Source organism: Aneurinibacillus soli (genome assembly GCF_002355375.1).
Classification (GTDB): domain Bacteria; phylum Bacillota; class Bacilli; order Aneurinibacillales; family Aneurinibacillaceae; genus Aneurinibacillus; species Aneurinibacillus soli.
The window spans coordinates 3,174,048-3,194,456 of record NZ_AP017312.1 but is presented as its reverse complement, the minus strand read 5'-3'; the positions used below and the strand labels follow the sequence as shown (position 1 = coordinate 3,194,456).

The 20,409-nt window shown below is 45.1% G+C and carries 15 protein-coding genes; 14 read left to right on the top strand and 1 reads right to left on the bottom strand.

Annotated elements, in window-relative coordinates; translation table 11 throughout:
• The first annotated feature begins 59 nt into the window (after nucleotides 1-59).
• The 10 genes from CB4_RS16130 to CB4_RS16085 all read left to right on the top strand — a co-directional run bounded on the left by CB4_RS16130 (nucleotide 60) and on the right by CB4_RS16085 (nucleotide 13,034).
• Nucleotides 60-1,796 (top strand): sigma 54-interacting transcriptional regulator, encoded by a 1,737-nt coding sequence (locus CB4_RS16130; protein WP_157738016.1) that lies wholly within the window; start codon nucleotides 60-62, stop codon nucleotides 1,794-1,796.
• Nucleotides 1,786-3,114: a 4-aminobutyrate--2-oxoglutarate transaminase gene (gene gabT, locus CB4_RS16125; RefSeq protein WP_096466796.1), complete on the top strand. Its 1,329-nt coding sequence runs from the start codon at nucleotides 1,786-1,788 to the stop codon at nucleotides 3,112-3,114. Before CB4_RS16130 ends, gabT begins: the two co-directional genes overlap by 11 nt.
• A 23-nt stretch (nucleotides 3,115-3,137) precedes the next feature.
• Complete coding sequence (locus CB4_RS16120) at nucleotides 3,138-4,586, top strand: aldehyde dehydrogenase family protein (protein WP_096466795.1); 1,449 nt, start codon at nucleotides 3,138-3,140, stop codon at nucleotides 4,584-4,586.
• A gap of 24 nt (nucleotides 4,587-4,610) precedes the next feature.
• A complete protein-coding gene (locus tag CB4_RS16115; protein ID WP_096466794.1) occupies nucleotides 4,611-4,925 on the top strand; it encodes a DUF3870 domain-containing protein in 315 nt (104 codons plus the stop codon).
• 289 nt (nucleotides 4,926-5,214) lie between these two features.
• On the top strand, nucleotides 5,215-6,153 hold the full coding sequence (gene glaH / locus CB4_RS16110; protein WP_096466793.1) for a glutarate dioxygenase GlaH: 939 nt from the start codon (nucleotides 5,215-5,217) through the stop codon (nucleotides 6,151-6,153).
• A gap of 92 nt (nucleotides 6,154-6,245) precedes the next feature.
• Nucleotides 6,246-7,469: an L-2-hydroxyglutarate oxidase gene (gene lhgO / locus CB4_RS16105; protein WP_096466792.1), complete on the top strand. Its 1,224-nt coding sequence runs from the start codon at nucleotides 6,246-6,248 to the stop codon at nucleotides 7,467-7,469.
• A gap of 95 nt (nucleotides 7,470-7,564) precedes the next feature.
• Entirely contained in the window at nucleotides 7,565-8,734 is a 1,170-nt protein-coding gene (gene nagA / locus CB4_RS16100) for an N-acetylglucosamine-6-phosphate deacetylase (protein WP_096466791.1), read from the top strand.
• Between the two features lie 137 nt (nucleotides 8,735-8,871).
• Nucleotides 8,872-11,115 (top strand): glycoside hydrolase family 2 protein, encoded by a 2,244-nt coding sequence (locus CB4_RS16095; protein ID WP_096466790.1) that lies wholly within the window; start codon nucleotides 8,872-8,874, stop codon nucleotides 11,113-11,115.
• Between the two features lie 14 nt (nucleotides 11,116-11,129).
• Complete coding sequence (locus CB4_RS16090) at nucleotides 11,130-12,122, top strand: PfkB family carbohydrate kinase (RefSeq protein ID WP_096466789.1); 993 nt, start codon at nucleotides 11,130-11,132, stop codon at nucleotides 12,120-12,122.
• Between the two features lie 57 nt (nucleotides 12,123-12,179).
• The gene (locus CB4_RS16085) at nucleotides 12,180-13,034 is read left to right on the top strand and encodes a gamma-glutamylcyclotransferase (RefSeq protein WP_172890905.1); all 855 of its coding nucleotides are present in this window, start codon (nucleotides 12,180-12,182) and stop codon (nucleotides 13,032-13,034) included.
• 17 nt (nucleotides 13,035-13,051) lie between these two features.
• Here the strand turns inward: CB4_RS16085 and CB4_RS16080 are convergent, their stop codons facing one another.
• Complete coding sequence (locus CB4_RS16080) at nucleotides 13,052-13,438, bottom strand: hypothetical protein (RefSeq protein WP_146226564.1); 387 nt, start codon at nucleotides 13,436-13,438, stop codon at nucleotides 13,052-13,054.
• Between the two features lie 255 nt (nucleotides 13,439-13,693).
• Between CB4_RS16080 and CB4_RS16075 the strand changes: the two genes are divergently transcribed.
• The 4 genes from CB4_RS16075 to CB4_RS16060 are packed head-to-tail and all read left to right on the top strand — an operon-like array spanning nucleotide 13,694 to nucleotide 20,248.
• Complete coding sequence (locus tag CB4_RS16075) at nucleotides 13,694-15,523, top strand: TerB N-terminal domain-containing protein (RefSeq protein WP_096466786.1); 1,830 nt, start codon at nucleotides 13,694-13,696, stop codon at nucleotides 15,521-15,523.
• Nucleotides 15,520-16,839: an ATP-binding protein gene (locus tag CB4_RS16070; protein ID WP_096466785.1), complete on the top strand. Its 1,320-nt coding sequence runs from the start codon at nucleotides 15,520-15,522 to the stop codon at nucleotides 16,837-16,839. The genes CB4_RS16075 and CB4_RS16070 overlap by 4 nt, the downstream gene beginning before the upstream one ends.
• A 23-nt stretch (nucleotides 16,840-16,862) precedes the next feature.
• Complete coding sequence (locus tag CB4_RS16065; RefSeq protein ID WP_172890903.1) at nucleotides 16,863-18,998, top strand: DEAD/DEAH box helicase; 2,136 nt, start codon at nucleotides 16,863-16,865, stop codon at nucleotides 18,996-18,998.
• Nucleotides 18,999-19,024: 26 nt separating this feature from the next.
• Entirely contained in the window at nucleotides 19,025-20,248 is a 1,224-nt protein-coding gene (locus CB4_RS16060) for a competence protein CoiA family protein (RefSeq protein ID WP_096466783.1), read from the top strand.
• The last annotated feature ends 161 nt before the right edge of the window (nucleotides 20,249-20,409 follow it).

Here is a 20,409-nt window from a genome sequence, read left to right as displayed (position 1 = left end):
TTGGCATGTTATTTGCTAGGTTATAAAAATGAATGAGCGTGAGGGGGGAATGCGAGCGGGTGAGGACATTGGAAGCATACGCAAAACTAAATCTTCAAAAATTATGGGAACAACTTCCGCATGGAACGCTTGTGCTGAATACAGAGGGATTTGTGATTGGATGGCATGGGGAGCTGGAAACGTGGTTTTTACACGCTGAAGAAGATGTCATTCGCAAACACGTATCTGATGTACTGCCGCTTGTTTCCTCGTCCTATGAATCATTTTGTCAGCTTGGCGATGAGTACTGGGAGACACAGATTAAACTTCCATCGCTTTCCTTACGCGGAGAATGGAAGCGATATATCGAAGATGGAGAGCATGTAGCTGATTTTCTTGTGCTGCGGCGGGATGAATCCTACTTCGAGCTGGAGAATCTGTTTGACGCATCGTTTGATGAGATTCTGATTACAGATGGGGAAGGTCGGATTCTTCGGGCTGGTACAAAAAGCGAGCAGTTGTACAAACAGCCTACGAAAGAATTACTCGGTCGCAAGACGACAGAAGTTGCCGACCTCGGCGGCTTTACCCCGAGTCTATTGCCTGAAATTTTGGAGAAAAAAGAAAAAGTATCTGGTATTCAGGTAACAGCCAACGGTAAAAAGCTGTATGTAATCGGGAACCCGGTATTCAATCCGGATGGTAGTATCCACCGTATTATCTTCAATTCACGGGAGTACGAAGAAGTAGAGCTGTTGCGCAAGCGTCTGGAAACAACGGAAAGTCTGCTTGATGCATATCGGAGCGAACTGGAGAAGCTCAAGCAGGATGGTGGAGGTGCAGCGGATGATATGGTTGTGCTCTCATCGGAGATGCAAAGTGTATACCGCCTAGCTGAACGGATTGCCCATGTCGATTCTACGGTGCTGATTATCGGAGAATCCGGTGTCGGTAAAGGCATGATCGCGCAGAAAGTACACCGCTCCAGTCACCGTAATGACCGGAACTTCGTCCATATCAACTGTGGCGCCATTCCGGAAACACTGATCGAGTCCGAGCTGTTCGGTTTTGAGAAGGGCGCTTTCACGGGCGCACATGCCTCCAAAAAAGGGGTGCTTGAAATTGCGGATGGCGGCACAGTGTTCCTTGATGAGATTGGGGAAGTTCCGTTGAATGTACAGGTTAAGCTGCTACAGTTCCTGCAGGATAACACATTCCGTCGTCTCGGTGGAAACCAGCTTATGAGTGTAGATACGCGAATCATTGCTGCTACAAATCAGGATTTGCGTCAGCTGATACGAGAAGGAAAGTTCCGGGAAGATTTGTTCTACCGTCTGCATGTGATCCCGATCTCAATGCCGCCGCTTCGGCAGCGCAAAGAGGAGATTCCGGCACTTGTTCAGCATTTCCTTGCACGATTCACAAAGAAATACGGATTGTTTAAACAATTCCATGAAGATACGGTCGAGATTTTGACCGCTTATGACTGGCCAGGCAACGTCCGTGAACTTGAAAACATGGTAGAGCGTCTCGTTGTTACAAGCGAAGGGATGGAAATCCTGCCGCACCATCTTCCAGATACGCTCTGGAAGGACGGCAAAACGATGAACGCGATGCCAGTTGTTAAGATAAAAGGATTATGCCCGCTTAAGGATGCAGTAGAAGAAGTAGAACGCCAGCTGTTATCGATGGCGTATGAGAAATATGAGAACACATACCGATGTGCAGAAGTACTTCGGGTTAATCAATCAACGGTTGTCCGCAAGATGAACAAATATCTTGGGACGAGAAAGGGAGAGAACGAACATGACAACTGAAACAAAAACAATTCCAGGACAAAAATCAATTGAATTACATGCCCGCCGCCAGAATGCAGTGGCACAAGGCCCAGGCCATGTAACTCCGCTCTATATTGAGTCTGCAAAAGGCGCACTTGTAAAAGATGTAGACGGCAATGAAATCATCGACTTTGCAGGCGGTATCGGGATGCAAAGCGTTGGTCACTGCCATCCGAAAGTAGTAAAAGCGATTCAAGAGGCAGTGGAAAATGTTATCCACCCTTGCTTCCATGTTATGCCATATGAAAGCTACATCGAACTTGCTGAGAAGCTCAATGAAAAAACACCAGGCGACTTCAAAAAGAAAACAATGTTTGCGAACAGTGGAGCAGAAGCAGTTGAGAACGCAGTGAAAATCGCGCGTGCTGCAACAGGTCGTACAGGCGTGCTTTCATTCGAGCGTGCGTATCATGGCCGTACACTGATGACAATGTCACTGACAAGCAAAGTAGCACCATACAAAAAAGGCTTCGGACCATTCGCGCCAGAAACATACAAAATTCAATATCCGTACTACTACCGCGCTCCGTATGGTGTAACACCAGAACAACTGGATGCCGAAGTACTGGAAAGCATCGAGCGTTTCTTCCTTGCTGAAGCAGCAGCGAACGATATCGCAGCGATCATCATGGAGCCAATGCAAGGCGAAGGCGGCTTTATCGTTCCGTCTGCAACATTTGTAAAAGGCATTCGCGCACTGTGCGACAAATACGGCATTATTATGATTGCGGATGAAATCCAGGCTGGTTTTGCTCGTACAGGTAAACTGTTCGCGATGGAGCACCACGGTGTAGCGGCTGACCTGACTACTCTTTCTAAATCAATCGCTGCTGGTATGCCACTGAGTGCTGTTGTAGGTCGTGCAGAACTGATGGATGCACCGGGAGTAGGTTCCCTTGGTGGTACATTCTCAGGAAGCCCGGTATCATGTGCAGCTGGTCTTGCAGTTCTTGAAGTTATCGAAGAAGAAAATCTCGTAGAACGTGCACGCGTAATCGGTGAGCGTATGCAAGGCGCATTCCGCAGCTGGATGGACAAATACGAAATCATCGGCGATGTTCGTGGCATGGGTGCGATGGTAGCGATGGAGATTGTAAAAGATCGCGCAACAAAAGAGCCGAACAAAGAAGCAACAGCTTATGTTACATCTACTACATGGAAAAACGGCCTCATCTCCCTGAGCGCAGGCATCTACGGCAACGTTCTTCGTTTCTTGCCACCGCTCACAATTACAGACGAGCAACTTGAACAAGGTCTCGACATTCTTGAAGCTGCGATTGCAGACGCTTCTAAATAAGGGCAGCGGGAGGAACATAACAAATGCGTTACAATAACTACATTAACGGCGAGTGGAAAGCGCCATCGACTGGCGAGTACGGCGTAAATACAAGCCCGCACGATAAAAATGAAATCATCGGAGAGTTCCCGCTTAGCGGGACTTCCGATGTAACCGAAGCTGTTGCTGCTGCTAAAACAGCATTTGCATCATGGAAAAAGCTGTCTTACGCGCAGCGTGGCGTATATTTGAAAAAAGCAGCAGATTATTTGAAAGCAAATGTAGAGCAGATCGGTCTCGACCTGACGCGCGAAGAAGGAAAAACGCTCGCAGAAGGAAAAGGCGAAGTGCTTCGCGCTGCTTCCATCTTCGACTACTATGCGGCAGAATCTCTGCAGCCAGTTGGCGATGTGATTCCATCAGCGAATGCAGATACATTCTTATATACAACACGTGTTCCGCTTGGCCCGATCGGTCTGATTACACCGTGGAACTTCCCGATTGCGATTCCGGTATGGAAAATGGCCCCGGCTCTTATTTATGGTAATACTGTTGTGATCAAACCAGCTGATCAGACGCCGATGTGTGTGAACTATGTAATGGAAGCTCTGCATCAGGCAGGAATTCCGGCCGGTGTAGTGAACTGTGTATATGGTCGCGGATCTGTTGTTGGAGAAGAAATTGTTACGAACCCGGATGTTAAGGCAATTTCTTTCACTGGTTCGAACGGTGTCGGTCTGCGCATTCAGGCTAAAGCAATTGAGAAGGGCAAGAAAGTTCAGCTGGAGATGGGCGGCAAAAATCCGCTTGTTATTCTGGCAGACGCGGATGTTAACAAAGCGGTAGAACTGACCATTGGCGGTGCCTTCCGTTCAACAGGTCAAAAATGTACAGCTACAAGCCGTGTTATTGTAGAAGCAGGCATTTATGAGCAGTTCCGCGCTGCGCTTGTGGAACGTACGAAATCGCTCAAAGTGGGCAATCCGCTTGAAGCAGACGTATTCATGGGACCGTGCGCGTCAGAAGCGCAGCAGGCGACTGTACTGTCGATGATTGAAGCAGGTAAAGCGGAAGCGGACCTGTTGTGCGGCGGCGAAGTGCCAGCGGACGCAGCACTTGCGAACGGCTTCTATGTGCAACCAACCGTTTTTGAAAATGTCGGCCGTGATGCACGCATTGCGCGCGAAGAAATTTTCGGGCCGGTTGTGGCGCTCTTCAAAGTTGAAAATTATGAAGCTGCGGTTGAACTAGCAAACGATACAGCGTTCGGCCTCAGTTCTTCAATCTGCACGAACAACCTCACGCTCGCACGCCGCTTTACTGCGGACATGGAGACAGGCATGGTGCACGTGAATTCTGAGACTGCGGGTGCGGAGCCACAAGTTCCGTTCGGCGGCTGCAAAGATTCTAGCACAGGCTCACGCGAGCAAGGGAAAACAGCGATTGACTTCTATACACAGGTAAAAACCGTCTACATGGACGGTATGTACTAATTACGAGTGCGGAGAGTGGTAGGCATGCATACAGGTAGAACGTATTTTATCGCAGGACATGCAAGACTGCCGCAGGGAATGGCGGCTCGCAGCATTTCGGATACGCTCACGATTACGGTGGAAGCGGATGTGAAATATCATGTCATCATTGAAGCATCCTGCACGCTTGCGACCGAGCATGGTCGTGATTTTATCGGTCAACTGCTGCGTGGTTGCAGCCTGCAAGATGGCGTGGAAGAGCTGTGCAGCCGGATTACGGATTACTACCAGGGAAAAGCACAGAATGCGCTAATCGCGGCTGTGCGTGATCTGCATATGCAATTCCTGTCACAAAAATAAAAATAATTCGAAAAAATATTGACAGATTGTTGCTAGTATTGTAAGATTATAGACAAGAAGAACAGCGAACGGATACAGCCCCTCTGGAGACAACCCTTTCTAGAATCCCGGCTGCCACCGGCTGGTTTCTCACAATCATCTTACAATATGATAACGAAACTGCCTGTTTTACCACACTCTGAGCGATCAGGGCGCACCCGTAAAACGTAGCCAGTTATACACTCTGTCACTGAAATCAGAGATGTGTAACTGGCTTTTATTTTTTTACCTGGACGAGGAGGAATTATTTATGACAACTGCAACACAAGAACGCGACCTGAAATTCGTACAAAAACAAGCGGGTTTTGAAGTAAAACCGCATCCTGAGCACAAACGTCTGTATCACATCGAACTGGATCAGGCATTGCTCGCTAAATTCTTTGAAAAACATGCAGGTGCAAGTGAACAATCACTTCAATACCTGCCGTATTCCCGTCAAATCCTGTCGAATACAATGCGTGAATTGTTCGGTGCTTCTTTCCTAGAAATACTTCGTGGAATTCTGCATGATCGTGCGACAGGCGGCTTCACAATCGGTGTACAAGGCCAAACAACTGATACAGGTGAATACGTAAAATTCGCAACAGCTTTGACTCACCTGGTAGGCGTTCCGAACTTTGACGCGATGACTGGCACATTCTACGCACGTTTCACAGTTAAAGACACAGACAACAGCGATTCATACCTGCGTCAGGCATACCGCCTGTTCACACTGCATACAGATGGTACATTCGTTGATGAGCCGACTGACTGGCTTCTTATGATGAAAATGGACGAGAAAAATGCAAAAGGTGGGCGTTCCCGTCTGTTGCACCTCGACGATTGGGAAGATCTTGAGAAGTTCAGCACAGACCCGCTTGGCACTTACAAAATCACATACAAAGCTCCGCCGAGCAAAAACGTACAACAAGACGTACATCGTGCAACATTCTACCGTAAGGACAATGCACCGTGCGCCTGCTTTATTGACCAGTTTGCGTACCCGGATACAATCGAGCAAGCGATCTATCTGAAAGAACTGTCCGATTCGATGGAGAATTCTCCAGCTACACACGGTCTTGAACTGCCACCGGGCAACCTGATTATGATTAACAACACATTCTGGCTGCATGGACGTGAAGCATTCGAGAAACATCCAGAACTGCATCGTGAACTGATGCGCCAGCGTGGACACTTCGCATTCGTATAAGAGTTCGTTGAATGATAAATGATTGAGGTAGGCAGGCTTTCAAGCGAAGGCCTGCCTTGCCACGTATGTATTTGGAACGGAGGAGAGACAGCATGTTTGATTTTGCAATTGTCGGTGGAGGGATCGTTGGGTTATCAACAGGTATGGCGCTGACAAAACGTTTTCCGAACGCTAAAATCGTGATGATCGAGAAAGAGAAAGATTGGGCACAGCACCAGACTGGACATAACAGCGGTGTTATCCATTCAGGTATTTACTATAAGCCAGGTAGTTTCAAAGCGCGTTTTGCTCGTGAAGGCAACGAGGCGATGGTTCGTTTCTGTCAAGAGCATGGCATTAAGCATGAGATGTGCGGTAAGGTTATTGTAGCTACTGAGCCAGAAGAGCTGCCGCTGATGGACAATCTGTATAAACGTGGTCTCGAAAATGAACTGAATGTTTCTAAAATCAGCGTAGAAGAGCTAAAAGAAATTGAACCGCACGTCCGCGGGCTCGGCGCCATTCGTGTTTCGAGCTGTGGGATCGCTGATTATGTAGGTGTGGCACGCACGTTTGCTCGCATCATTCAAGAAGGCGGCGGAGAGTTGCGACTCGGCACGGAAGTGCAACGAATCGATGAGCGCGCGGATGGCGTTACGATTACAACGAATAATGGAACCTTCCAGTCTCGTTATGTAATCAACTGTGCGGGTCTGCACAGTGACCGCGTAGCCAAAATGAGTGGAAAAGACCCAGGAATGAAAATTGTTCCGTTCCGTGGGGAATATTATGAGCTTGTACCAGAGAAAAAGCATCTGGTTAAGCACTTGATCTATCCAGTGCCAAATCCAGACTTCCCGTTCCTTGGTGTTCACTTCACCCGCATGATTAATGGCGATGTACATGCAGGTCCGAATGCGGTGTTAAGCTTCAAACGTGAAGGCTATACGAAATCAGATTTTGATTTGAAAGACTTGGCAGAAGTGCTGACGTATCCGGGCTTCTGGAAAATGGCGATGCCGAATATGAAAGAAGGCATGAAAGAAATTGTGCGTTCGTTCAGCAAGCAAGCGTTCCTTGCGAGCTTACAGCGCCTTATGCCAGAATTGACCGAGAAAGATATCGTTCCAACACATGCAGGTGTTCGTGCGCAAGCTTTGAAACCAGATGGTAACATGGTAGACGATTTCGCGATCTTCCCAGGTGAGAAGTCGATGCATGTATGTAACGCACCGTCTCCAGCGGCAACTGCCTCTATTAAAATCGGTGAATCGATTGTGGAAAATCTTCCGGCTGCGATTGTGGATGCTCAGAATAAGACTACGATTTCAGTTTAATATATTACTTGGGTTACGGCCAAAAGCCCTGACAAATTCCAATGTGAATTTGTCAGGGCTTTATTTAGTATGATAAAGGAAAAGAGGGGGGATTCATGGGAATGAAAATGTTTCGGAATATTACTGTGTATACAGGAACGGAACAAATTGAGAATGGAACGGTGACGATAGAGGGAGAACGGATTCAGGAAGTTAGAAAAGAGGAGACCATAAACGTAGCAGCAGACGTATTCTTATTTCCACAAGGGTACAAGCTGGTACCTGGCTTTATTGACGTACATATTCATGGCGCGGCCGGGGCCGATGTGATGGATGAGAATCTGGCTGCACTTCAGACGATAGCCAGTGCGCTTCCAGCAGAAGGAACGACTTCTTTTCTGGCGACGACGATGACGCAGGAAGCAAAGAAGATTGAGCGGGCATTGATGAATGTAAGAGAATACCGACGTACGTACATGAATCCGGGACAGGCGGAAGTGCTTGGCGTGCATCTGGAAGGACCATTTTTGTCGCCGCAACGGGCAGGGGCACAGCCTACCCGGCATATGTGTCACCCGGATCGTGAGCAGTTTCAGAAGTGGCAGGAAGCGGCAGATGGCGCGATTCGTCTTGTAACAATGGCACCGGAACTGCCGGATGCGCTTGCGTTTATCCGTTATTTATGTGAGTCGGGTGTGACGGTTTCAGTCGGTCATTCAGATGCCACATCTGCACAAGTAAAGGCAGCAGCGGATGCGGGCGCAACGCATGCAACGCATCTATTTAATGCCATGCGCGGATTGCACCATCGTGAGCCAGGTGTGGCGGGAGCAGTACTATTAGATGAAAGAATTGCGGCAGAGCTGATTGCAGATGGCATTCATATCGTGCCGGAGATGGTTCAGCTTGCATGGCGTATGAAAGGAGCGGAAAAGCTCTTGCTTGTAACGGATGCGATGCGAGCCAAATGTTTGGGAAGCGGTACGTATGAGCTAGGTGGGCAGCAGGTGAACGTACAGGACGGTCAGGCGATACTCGCAGATGGTACGCTTGCTGGAAGTATTCTTCGTATGGGGGAAGCGTTCGCCAATGTTCAAGCTTTTACCGGTTGTACGCTGGCGGACGCTGTTCGGATGGCGGCAGTCAATCCGGCGAAGCAAATCGGTGTGTTTGATCGTAAAGGTAGCATCGAACCGGGCAAAGATGCGGATCTTGTCGTGCTGAATGAGCGCGATGAAGTGGTGTTGACGATGTGCCGTGGAGAAGTCGCCTATGAATTCCATTGACCGGACAGAAGAAAAGGATTACATTCGGTGTAGACAAGTCGTTTTCTTGTAAAAGTGGAGCGAACGAATAACAGACCGCGTATTGTTGTAAGAGCGGTATCGTTTCTCCCTTATTCCATACATCGAGGTGGTCTGACATGCATCAGGAACTAAACATTAGTGGCATGTGGCAATGCATGCCCGACCCGGACAATATAATAGAAAACAGCATCAACAACTATATGGTATATAAGGCGAATGAACAGCCGTGGCATGATATTGTCGTTCCCGCGCACTGGCAGCAGGCAGGATTTGCGGATCACCAGGGAGTGATGTGGTATCGTCGCTTGTTTATGGTGCCAGCACGACAGGATGACATTTCGTATTATTTGCATTTTGGCGGTGTGGATTATTTCGCGGAGGTGTGGCTGAACGGTCATTATCTCGGCGCACATGAAGGGGATTTTGACGCATTTTCCTTCCGGGCGACGGATGCGCTTCGTTTTGGAAGAGAGAATGAACTGATTGTGAAAGTGACTGCCGCCCTGGATGAAAATCCGGAGCGCAAAGCGATTGCGAAGGGCGGTCTGTATCATTGGGACTGCCTTCCGGTGCACCAGCAGGGTCTCACTGACTGCCCGGAAGTACCATCTGCGGCGAATGAACAGTACCCGAATCCGCTTGTGAATCCGGGAGGCATCTGGCAGGATGTAGTGCTTCAGTTACGCCCGACTGTTCATCTGACGGATATTCGCGTTACTCCTTATTTGGCGGATGATTATAAATCTGCCCGTGTATATGTGAATGTGCGCTGGAATAATGATAGTGCGCAGGAAGCAGACTATGCGCTAGCGGTACGACTTGTGCCGCATAATTTTGTAGGAGATGTAACGACTTCCTGCGATGATCTGTTTGCTCCACCGGGGGCAGGCAGTCAGATGATGCGTCTTGCAATCGCAAACCCGATGCTCTGGTGGAGCCTGGGACTTGGGGAGCCGAATTTGTATCGCGCGATTGTTGAGCTTACGTGCGGCACAACGGTGATCGAGACGAAAGAAATCACATTCGGCATTCGCGACATTCGTATCGAAGCGGACTGGAGTGTGTATGTGAATGGCAAGCGTCTCTTTATTAAAGGAAATAATTATTTGTCCGATCAGTTTTTATCGCTGATGGATGAGGTGAAATATGAGCGTGATGTGCAGATGATGCTTGATGCGCATATGAATATGACTCGATTGTTCGCTCATGCGGAGAAAGAAGAATTTTATCGCCTGTGTGATGAACGAGGATTGCTCATTTTTCAAGATTTGCCATTTCAGTGGGGGTACCGCTCTGACGGTGAATTCATCAATCGAGCCGCTGATATAAGCCGCCGATTCGTCGAGCGTCTGGCGCACCATCCATCGATTGCGCTCTGGTGCTGTCACAGCGAGTCACGCATGCATGATTATAACAAGCTTGATGCAGTACTGATGGAAACCGTACAGAAAGCAGATCCGGCCCGTCCTGTGCATAAAAATTCGGTGTTAATCGATCAGGGGGGATTGCCGCCGTTTTTTGCAACATGGGATGATTTCGCCGCCTACGTGCCGAAGCACTTGAGTGTGAACTGGGTTGGCTGGTACTGGGGCAAGATTGAAGACGCTGAGCAATATAATCCGTTGTTTGTGACCGAATACGGTACGCAATCATTGCCGGGTGTGGCATCGCTGCGTAAGTTTCTCGCGCCGGATGAGCTATGGCCGCCGGATATGAACGCCTGGCGGAAGCGGGGCTTTCAGAATGTAATTTGTGAGAAGCGGACGGGCGAGCTGCCGGATTCTTTAGAAGAATTGGTAGAGCAGACGCAAAACTATCAGGTTGCTTTTTATAAGGCACATACAGAAGCGTTGCGTCGCCGGAAATATAACAATGTAAACGGAGTGTTACAGTTCCATTTTGTGAATACGTGGCCGGCGATTGATTGGGCGATTATTGATTATTATCGTCGACCTAAAAAAGCGTATCATGCAATTCGGGAAGCGTTTGCACCTCTGCTTTTATCGTTTACAGGCAATGTGGAGCGGACGGTAGATGCTGTACAGGTGACGATGGAAGCGTGGGTCGTCAATGATGAATATCGGGAGTATGAAGGTTTAGAAATTGCGTACCGGCTGCTGGATATGGACGGAGCAGTGCTTGAAGAACGCATTGTGCTGGCGCCGCTGATTGAGGAAGATTCTGTCCGCTGCTTTGATCGGGCTGTGCTGACTTTGCCTACTTCGGGTGATGTATACCGTTTAGAAGGGGTACTGCGTGATCGAGAGGGTTGCATTATGGCTCATAATGACTGTATGCTTCGCACGCATGGTAAGGCAGAGGAGATAGAGACGGCGGCTGATGTGAAAGCTGGATTATGAGGAGAGATGCACGAGTGAAGGCTGTACTTTCTTTAGGTGAGTTGCTGATTGATTTTGTGCCGGAGACGAACGGGCAGGCGCTTGCCGATGTTGGATCATTCCGCAGAGCGCCGGGGGGAGCGCCTGCCAATGTAGCGGCGGCTGTTGCCAGGCTTGGTGGTCGCGCCCGTTTCATCGGGAAAACAGGTACGGATGCATTTGGTGATTTCCTCATTCAGACACTTGCGGATGTTGGCGTGGATACAAGCTTTTTGACACGGACGGCAGAAGTAAAGACGGGGCTTGCTTTTGTGTCATTGAAAGAAGACGGGGAGCGAGATTTCCTGTTCTATCGCGATCCAGCGGCGGATATGTTACTTGAAAGAAACGACATTACTGACGAGCTGTTTGCAGAAGCGGCTGTCTTTCACTTTGGGTCACTGTCACTGATTGCGGACCCGGCACGTTCGGCTACGGTATATGCTGCGGAACAGGCACGGAAGCATGGCCTGCTTGTCAGTTATGATCCCAATGTGCGACTTGCTCTCTGGCCTGGGGCAGAAGATGCTCGCCGAACAATTCTTTCATACATGCCGCTTGCGGATGTGGTGAAGGTGAGTGAGGAGGAGCTGGAGTTTCTGACAGGTACAGTGGATGTAAGAGAAGGGACAGCCTCCTGGTTCACGCAGGGGGTGCGGCTTGTCCTTATTACACGCGGTAAGCAGGGCAGTACGTATGTGTTGCCGGATGGTTCGACAGGTGATGTGCCGGGGATTCCGGCACAGGCTGTAGATGCGACAGGTGCGGGGGATGCGTTTGTCGGGGCGGTTTTGTACCAGTTAGCAGAACGGATGACTTGTAATCCGGGCGATGTGCTCGGCGGGCTTAATCATGAGGTGCTTGTGCGGCTACTTACGTTTGCGAATGTAGCGGGGGCGCTTGCGACAGAGCAGCGCGGGGCGATTCCAGCGCTGCCGCACATGGCAGTCGTTAACAAGGCACTGGATGATTTGCGAGAAAAACGGTAAAACAAATGAGGCTCGGGGGATTCCGGGCCTTTTTGTATAGAAAAAGGGGGAATGTTTGTGATTGACAAAGTATTCGTATATGGAACGCTCTGTGAGGAGGAAAGCAATCATTATGTCGTGGCTCCGTTCGTACAAAGTACTTCGGAAGCGACAATTCAGGGATGGCTGTATCATCTCCCGTACGGATATCCAACGATGATTCCTGGTGCCGGAAAAGTAAGGGGACAACTGTTTGAATTGTGCGATGTTCCGGCGGCGCTTGCCGCAATGGATTGGCTGGAAGGATATGAAGCAAACCGCCCGGACAACGAGTATGAACGCATTGTAACAACAGCTGTAACCGAAGACGGTCAAACGCATGACTGCTATGTGTACATATATCCTGACAGGCATCAAAATAGGCTGGAGCCTGATGCAATCTTCCTGCCAGCTGGAGACTGGCGTGCGTATCGGCGAGGTGAAGCGTGGGAGATGTACTTTGCGTACGGGTCTTGCATGAACCGGGATAGCTTCGCGGTCGATGTGCCGGTATACCGTGTATTGGGTCGGGCGGTGCTGAATGATTATCGTATTGGATTCACACATTATTCCGCGTATAAATGGCAGGGAGGGGCGGCGGATGTACTGCCTGCTTCGGGGCGGCAGACAGAGGGGGTGCTGTATGCAATCCCTGCGGATTTGCTGCCAGCACTTGACAGGCGTGAAGGTGTTGAAACGAGAATTTATGAGCGAATTGCGGTCGAGGTTAAGATGGGGGACAGAATGGTGCGGGCTTGGACGTATACGGTTATGAACAAGCAGCCGGATATGGCCCCTTCTCCGGCGTATCGGGATACGATTGTTGCAGGAAGTGATTTGTTGAGTGAGGAATATGTGCAGGAATTGACGCGATTTATGGAAGACCTGATTTAAAGTGAATAAGGGAGCAACTAATCCAGATAGCGTATTTCTTCATCTATGTACGATACGAAATTCACGTTGTTTTGCAGCTGAAAAATATTGCGAGCCCGGTAAAGATACACAAGCGCTTCTTCTTTCCGATTCAATTGTAATAAATTATACCCGTGTTGAAACGTTACCTCTCCAAACAAGTAGAATGATTCGGCTTGAAGACATAGCTTGCTTCCTCTTTGACAATAGTGAATCGAATCGTCATACTGCCCTTCGATTGTGAGGGATTTGGCTAAGCTATACAGCAAGCGAATTTCGATTCGAGCATCTTTTTGATGGGACAGCGCTTTTAAATGGGTCATTACTTTTTCTAAAATGGCAATGGCCTCTTTATGCTGCCCTTCTTCACTATATAAAATAGCCATGCTGTTCAATATTTCAATGTTACGTTTTGATATGCATTGCTCCCCAGTTCACTCATATAAAGAGCTTCTTGAACATACACAAGACTTGGCGTTTCCACATTTCTGATTCTTGAGTAAAAATTATCACCACAGAAAAAATCACGTAAGAAATAGTCGCTACAAGAGAATTTTCTTTTAAATACCTTATTTTAAAATATATGTTTGTTAGAAAATTTAATATAATATAAATAGGACTATGTACTTGGGGGTTAGGGAGTGAAGCAAAAATCAGTAGGTACAGGGGTTCTTTTGGCGTTGTTTTTAGGTGGGATAGGGGCGCATCATTTTTATGTTGGAAAGTATATAAGGGGTGCGTTGTATCTTCTCTTTTGCTGGACATACGTGCCAATTTTTCTGGGTTTTATCGATAGTTTATTCATGAGACGTTGGGTGGAACAGTTGAATGGGGATGCTTTACCTGTAAAAGTGGAGGAAGTTGAAATGATTAAAGAAAACCCAAGGAAAACGGTTGAGCCGGTTTCTATTTCCATGCCCCCTTTTTACAATGAAACTGAGTTGATTTTGTCTGAGTTTCAGCACTTGAAGATACCTATGCACATCTTGGAAGAGATCAAGAGTATAGGGCAGCCGCATAGGAGTAGAAGTGGTACTTACATTGAGTTCTCAACTTATCATTCTGGGTTCATTAAGAATTCATTGCAATATTCGCAGTGTGTCGGCAGGAAATGTTTTCACATTCCTTTACAAGCTTACTATACGACATTCGATCACCTAGATGATCAGCAAAAAGCATGGTACTTTTACTGGCGTTCCCAGGTTTTGCAGGGGAACTATCTTGATACGGATATGAGCTACATTTTCTTATTTGTATATGAACTGATTAATTACAGTTTTAATCAAAATGCGGCATTTAATATCAGCATGATTGTACGACTATATGAAAGTTATAAAGAACGTCATCCGAAACTAGAATATTACTTATTACAGTGGAAAGAAGACTTTTTACATGAGATTGCATTAGCAGAAAATAAAGCTGTGAACCGTATAGAGGAATCAAGTCGTTTTTCTATATATGAAAAAGTGAAAGAGAAGGAAGAACAGCTGCATAAAGTCTCTTTTACACTTTGGAAGCCGTATATTGCTGACTATCGAGAAACACAGTTTTTCCAGCAAAATAAAAATAAAATCTATAAAGTTTTCAAAGAGTCGTTGCCTTTACTACAAAGCAGCTATGCCAGCGATCAGAAAAAAATACTGGAAGAGTGGATGCCTATAAAAATGAAGGAGGAAACAAGATATTTATTTGGTGGGGCTGTTATGGGGCGGAAAGCCAGGGAATACAAGGTTCAGGTGGCAGAACGTATGCCTACAGAGAAAATGTATAAGCAAATTACAGCACTATTCCGCATGTCCGAAAATGTTGCTCGAACATTAGCGGGCGAAAAGCGGAAAATTAAAGTTCTTGTTGAGAATTTGCCAGAGGACATGGAAGAAAAAATGATAGAAAAATTTTCGCAGCAAAATACCACAGGCTCGAAGCAAAAGTCTCGCTTTGTAAAAGTACAGGAGAAATCAGAAGTAGCGGAAGGTGGCATCATTCCTCGGAGGTCTGAAGAGGAAGCTCTACCGAAACTGGCGATTGAATTTAACATAGAACGAATTCAGCAATTGGATAAAGAAAGTCAAGAATTACAACAAATATTTGAGGAACGGTTTACGGACCATGAGGAAGAGGAAATGGTGGTAGCTTCTGTTAAGGAAAAAGAAGCTAAGGAGGAAAATTCATTTATTTTGCCACTGTCTGTTTTTGATACAGATGAGGAAGACGGCGAAGGATTCCTTGAGGAACTGTCAGAAATTGAAATTGAATTTCTGCAAGGGTTTAAACATTTGCGACGAAATGCCCAAGAAGCTACTCGGTTTTTAAAAGGTAAGGGGATCATGCTGGGGATGTTTTTAGATGCGCTGAATGAAAAAGCAGATGAATACCTTGGTGATAATTTGATTGAACAAGATGGAGATGAACTGGAAATTACGGAGGAGTATACATACATTTTAGCCAAGCTACAGGAGGTCACGTCATGAAAATAAAAAAGAAAGACTCAACAGCGATTCTAAATTCTTTATATGGTGGTGTCGTACCCAATCGGGGATTGGAATATATCCTAGTGGGCAGGGCGGAAGAAGCAAAACAGATTTTAAATGATTTGACGGATGTAAAAGAAGGCTCTTCTGTCATCAAGTTCTTTATTGGAAAGTTCGGCAGCGGGAAAAGTTTTATTCAAGCACTTGTACAGCAGATTGCCTTTAAAGAAAAGTTCGTAGTAGCAAAAGCAGATTTTACACCTGAGCGCCGATTATATGGCAGTGAAGGGAAATCCGTTGTGACCTATTCCGAGCTTATGAAAAATTTGGCGATTGCTACGGTTCCTGAAGGAAATGCATTGCCGACTATTCTGGATAAATGGATTAGCGAAGTGCAGACGCGTGTTACTCAGAAGAAAGGGTATGGAGCAGTAGAGTTTGATAATCCAGAATTTATTAAAGATGTGGAAAACGAGATTGTAAGCATTACAGCAAAAATGGATGACTTGGTTGGCGGATATGACTTTGCCCGTATTCTTACGCTTTATTTTAAAGGTTTTGTCGAAGATAATTCCCATTTACAACGGTGTGCTTTACGCTGGTTACGCGGCGAATATACAACGAAAACAGAAGCGCGTGAAGACCTTGGGGTTCGGGATATTATTAATGATGCTAATTACTACGAGTACATAAAAGTGTTATCTCAATTCGTGCGCCAGATTGGGTATGCGGGTCTTGTCATCAACTTTGATGAAGCCATTAACCTTTATAAAATTACCCACCCACAGGCACGGGATAAAAACTATGAAATGATTTTAAAAATATATAACGATACGTTACAGGGAAATGTCGGAGGTTTATTTATTACATTTGGCGGGACAGAAGAATTTTTAGAAGATGAGCGGAGGGGATTATTTAGTTATGCTGCGTTGAAAAGCCGCTTGCAATCCAATCGGTTTGAGACGAATGAGCATCGAGATTTATCTCAACCTGTTATTAAGCTAACACCTTTAAAGTATGATGAATTGTATCTTCTTCTACAAAAAGTAAGAGATATACATGCTGTTCATTATGGATACGAAGCGAACGTTTCATCTGAGGAGATTCAATCATTTATCCGTATAGAATACGCTCGTCCAGGTGCTGAGGAGAATATTACTACTCGCGATGTAGTACGGACTTTTATTGGGGCTTTAAATATTTTACAGCAAAACCCTGTAATAGATCGGGCACAGTTATTCGGTGAACAGCAGCAGGGAGAAGATTCGAATCATAAAAAAGAGCGATTCTCCCGTTTTCAAAAAGCGACAGAATAAAAATGGGAAGGGGAGAATGTTTGATGAGTGCCTTTTCTCTTTTGTCTAAAAACATCCAGAAAAGAGTATGGGATATGGGATGGGAGGCTTTTACTCCTGTTCAAAATCAAACGATCCCTGCTGTGATTCAGACGGATAAGGATGTAATTATCTCTTCAGGAACAGCTTCTGGTAAAACAGAGGCTGCTTTTTTACCCATTTTGACAAAGATTGAAGATACAGCGGACAGTCAGCTAAAAGCGCTTTATATTTCACCGCTGAAAGCGTTAATTAACAATCAGTTTGAGCGAATTGAAAAATTATGCACATATACGAATATTCCTGTATATCGATGGCATGGCGACGTCAATCAAAGTCAAAAGAAGAAATTTATAAAAAAACCTGCGGGCATTCTACAGATTACTCCCGAATCGCTAGAGAGTTTATTCATTAATCGAACAGGGCAAGTAAAAAGCATCTTTCATTCGTTAGATTTTATTGTCATTGACGAAATCCATTCTTTTCTTGGGACGGAAAGAGGAACACATTTGCGTTCATTGCTTTCAAGACTAGAGCCATATTGTACAGCTCGTCCTAGAATTGTTGGTCTTTCTGCCACAATTAGCAACTTTGATTTTGTGAAGCGCTGGGTAAATCCACAAAGCCCTGAAAATGTTCTGATTATTGAATCAGATGGTAATCAAAAAGATATCTTATATTCTCTTATGCACTTCTCAGTAGAGGAACAAGGAAAAAAATCACTGGAATTGTTTGAGGATATTTATGAGCTTACAGAGGAAGAACAGTCCATTATTTTTTGTAATACCCGTGGGGAAGTAGAAGAGACAACCGTTTTGCTTAATCGTCTTGCAAAGAAAAATGGACAGGAGCAGAAATATTATGCACATCACTCCTCGATTGACAAAACTGAAAGAGAGTATGTAGAGGAACAAATGGCTTCTGCTTCTGTTCCCAAAAGTGTGGTTTGTACAAGTACATTGGAATTAGGGATTGATATTGGAAAGCTTGATTTAGTCATGCAGATTGATAGCACTTTTACCGTTTCATCTTTAAAGCAACGATTAGGACGTTCGGGGAGAAAACAAGATTCGCCTCATGTTTTGCAATTATATACAACGAGCGCAAATAGCTTACTGCAGTCTACTGCTGTCATGGAGTTATTGCTTGAAAAGTGGATAGAGCCAGCCAATCATTATTTGCTTCCTTATGATATTTTATTTCACCAGCTACTTTCCATTTGTCAGGAAACGAACGGAATTACAGAAAGTGAAATCATAGAGCAGATCCAAAGAAACGGAGCTTTTGTTCATATCCCGATAGATGGAATCATGCAGCTAATTGATTTTATGTTGGAAAAGGAAATGTTAGAAAAAATCGTTGGGAAGCATGAATACATTGTCGGCTTGGAAGGAGAAAGAATTTTACGGAGTAAGGATTTTTATACAGTGTTTATGACACCACAAGAATACAGTGTACACGCAGGAATGAAGAAGATTGGGCAATTAAGCAAGAATGGCTTTTTTCATGAAGGGGATAACATTATTCTTGCCGGCAAGTTATGGGCCATCAAGGTGATTGATAACAAAAAAGATAAGATTTATGTAGAGCAAGCATCGAATGGGAAACCGCCACGATTCGAAAGTTCGGGAGGCAAAGTTCATGAGTGCATTGGTGAAAAAATGGTAGAGCTTCTTTGCTCGGAGAAAAACTTTTCTTATATGAATGAAACAGCAATGGATGAACTACACGATATGCGAAAAAGGTATCAATGGTATGATGTGACTCCGAATCAACGGATTGCTTGGAAACAAAAAGAAGGTATTATTTTCGAGCCGTTTACAGGAACTGTTATTGCCAATACATTAGTATGGATGATGCGGGCTGTATTAGAAACCGACTCTGTTCATATTCGTGATCGAATTTACAGAATTGAGATAAATAAGGTCTGTGAATTTAAGAAAGTTATTGAGGCAATGCGAAATAAGGACTGGAAAGCAGAAGATTTACTGCCCTATGTAAAAGAAACGGAGTTTTTTCAATCAAAATATTCGTCATGCTTACCTGAAAGTTTGCAGATAGATATGCACATAGCACATGAAATGAATATTGAAGAAACAAAACAATATTTAAATAAGTTTCAATTTCGTCTTGTTGAATGAAAAAATAAGCTAATGAGGTGAATATCATGCAATTCACTGCTTATGAAGGAGGTACCTTATACATCGAAGAATATATAGCGGAATCTGGATATGACAGAAAAACAGCATTAGAGAAATTAAAAAAACTTGGGGAAAAAGGAGCATTAACCTGCCCGTTTTGCAAAGAGTTTCTCAGACTAAAAGCAAGAGAGAGTGAGAAAAGGAAAACACATTTTTTTCATTTATCGGGCAAAGCTTGTATGCTTTCTCAAGCACATGATACATATAATCAACAAACAACACGCGAATCTGAAAAACACTCTATTATTAAAGATGTTATTTACAATGAGCTAAAAACGCAGGAACGAATTAAGGAAGGGTTAAATGTTGAATACGGCGTAGAAGCTAAAGCAGAAGAGAAGTGGAAGCACTACCCTGATATTCTGGTTCGATATAAGGGAGAAGAAAGTGCGATTTCTATTTTGACAAATGTTAGTGCCAATAAGGATGCAGGATTAGTTAAGCTTATTCAGAAGCGAAATCAGTATTTTAAAGATAAAGGGCTAGAAACTATCTGGTTTGTTGAAGAAATGGAAATGACTCTCGATATGAAACGCCATGTCTTACATCTTTGGGAGGCTGAAGTTGATTTATGCACAGAAACGACCGAGGACAAAAAGTGGAAAGAGCTATTAAGCGGCTTACAGAGTGACCATTCTTTATTCGATATTTTTGGTTACCACAAAAAAAGCGTAAATATTTCGCTTGAAGTTAGAAGCTTATATTACGTGTATTCAACGGATGAGCGAATTGAGTTTTCAGTCCATCGTTTTATTTTAGATGAAAAGACACACCCTTTCCGTGCCTTTGCTTTAAATAAGGGATATAGAATGAGTCTTTCCACAGCATTGCTTGTCAAAGAGGAAATTGTGTTAAGTGATGCAGTGGAAGAAGAAAGATTGAGGAGAGAGTTTGTACAGGCTTTTCATCGAAGGAAAGAGGAATTTGAAGAGGGCATGCAGGCAGTTGCTGCATCACAGGCGGAAGAATTAGAACAGGTTGAGGTTATTTGTGATGTTCCGAAGAAGATGGATTACAGTATGCTAAAGGACAAATTATGGGAACGATTAGGAATGACACAGCCCCAACAAATGCGTTTGTGGAACCAGTATGTCCTAAGAGGATTCGGTAACTTAGATAAAATATGGGAACTAGCACAAACAGTAGAAACCTTCGAGGAACTCGAATTATTGTTACGCCGTAAAAAATAAAAGATACATTCCTAAGAAAAGGACAAATCCCTTGATTTTGCGAGGTTGTTTTATACTGTGTACATGAAAAAAGCTGTCTACTGTACTTCCGATCATTTTTGTCCTGCTATACTGGTAGGTAATCCAAATATTCCTCGTGTATCCAAAAGAGTCAAAGGAAT

Bases quoted from the DNA above. Each gene is read 5' to 3' on its own strand.
- CB4_RS16065 (WP_172890903.1), top strand. From the start codon at position 16,863: ATGAGTGCCTTTTCTCTTTTGTCTAAAAACATCCAGAAAAGAGTATGG.
- CB4_RS16095 (WP_096466790.1), top strand. From the start codon at position 8,872: ATGCATCAGGAACTAAACATTAGTGGCATGTGGCAATGCATGCCCGAC.
- CB4_RS16080 (WP_146226564.1), bottom strand. From the start codon at position 13,438: ATGGCTATTTTATATAGTGAAGAAGGGCAGCATAAAGAGGCCATTGCC.
- glaH (WP_096466793.1), top strand. From the start codon at position 5,215: ATGACAACTGCAACACAAGAACGCGACCTGAAATTCGTACAAAAACAA.
- lhgO (WP_096466792.1), top strand. From the start codon at position 6,246: ATGTTTGATTTTGCAATTGTCGGTGGAGGGATCGTTGGGTTATCAACA.
- CB4_RS16060 (WP_096466783.1), top strand. From the start codon at position 19,025: ATGCAATTCACTGCTTATGAAGGAGGTACCTTATACATCGAAGAATAT.
- nagA (WP_096466791.1), top strand. From the start codon at position 7,565: ATGGGAATGAAAATGTTTCGGAATATTACTGTGTATACAGGAACGGAA.
- gabT (WP_096466796.1), top strand. From the start codon at position 1,786: ATGACAACTGAAACAAAAACAATTCCAGGACAAAAATCAATTGAATTA.
- CB4_RS16115 (WP_096466794.1), top strand. From the start codon at position 4,611: ATGCATACAGGTAGAACGTATTTTATCGCAGGACATGCAAGACTGCCG.
- CB4_RS16070 (WP_096466785.1), top strand. From the start codon at position 15,520: ATGAAAATAAAAAAGAAAGACTCAACAGCGATTCTAAATTCTTTATAT.
- CB4_RS16120 (WP_096466795.1), top strand. From the start codon at position 3,138: ATGCGTTACAATAACTACATTAACGGCGAGTGGAAAGCGCCATCGACT.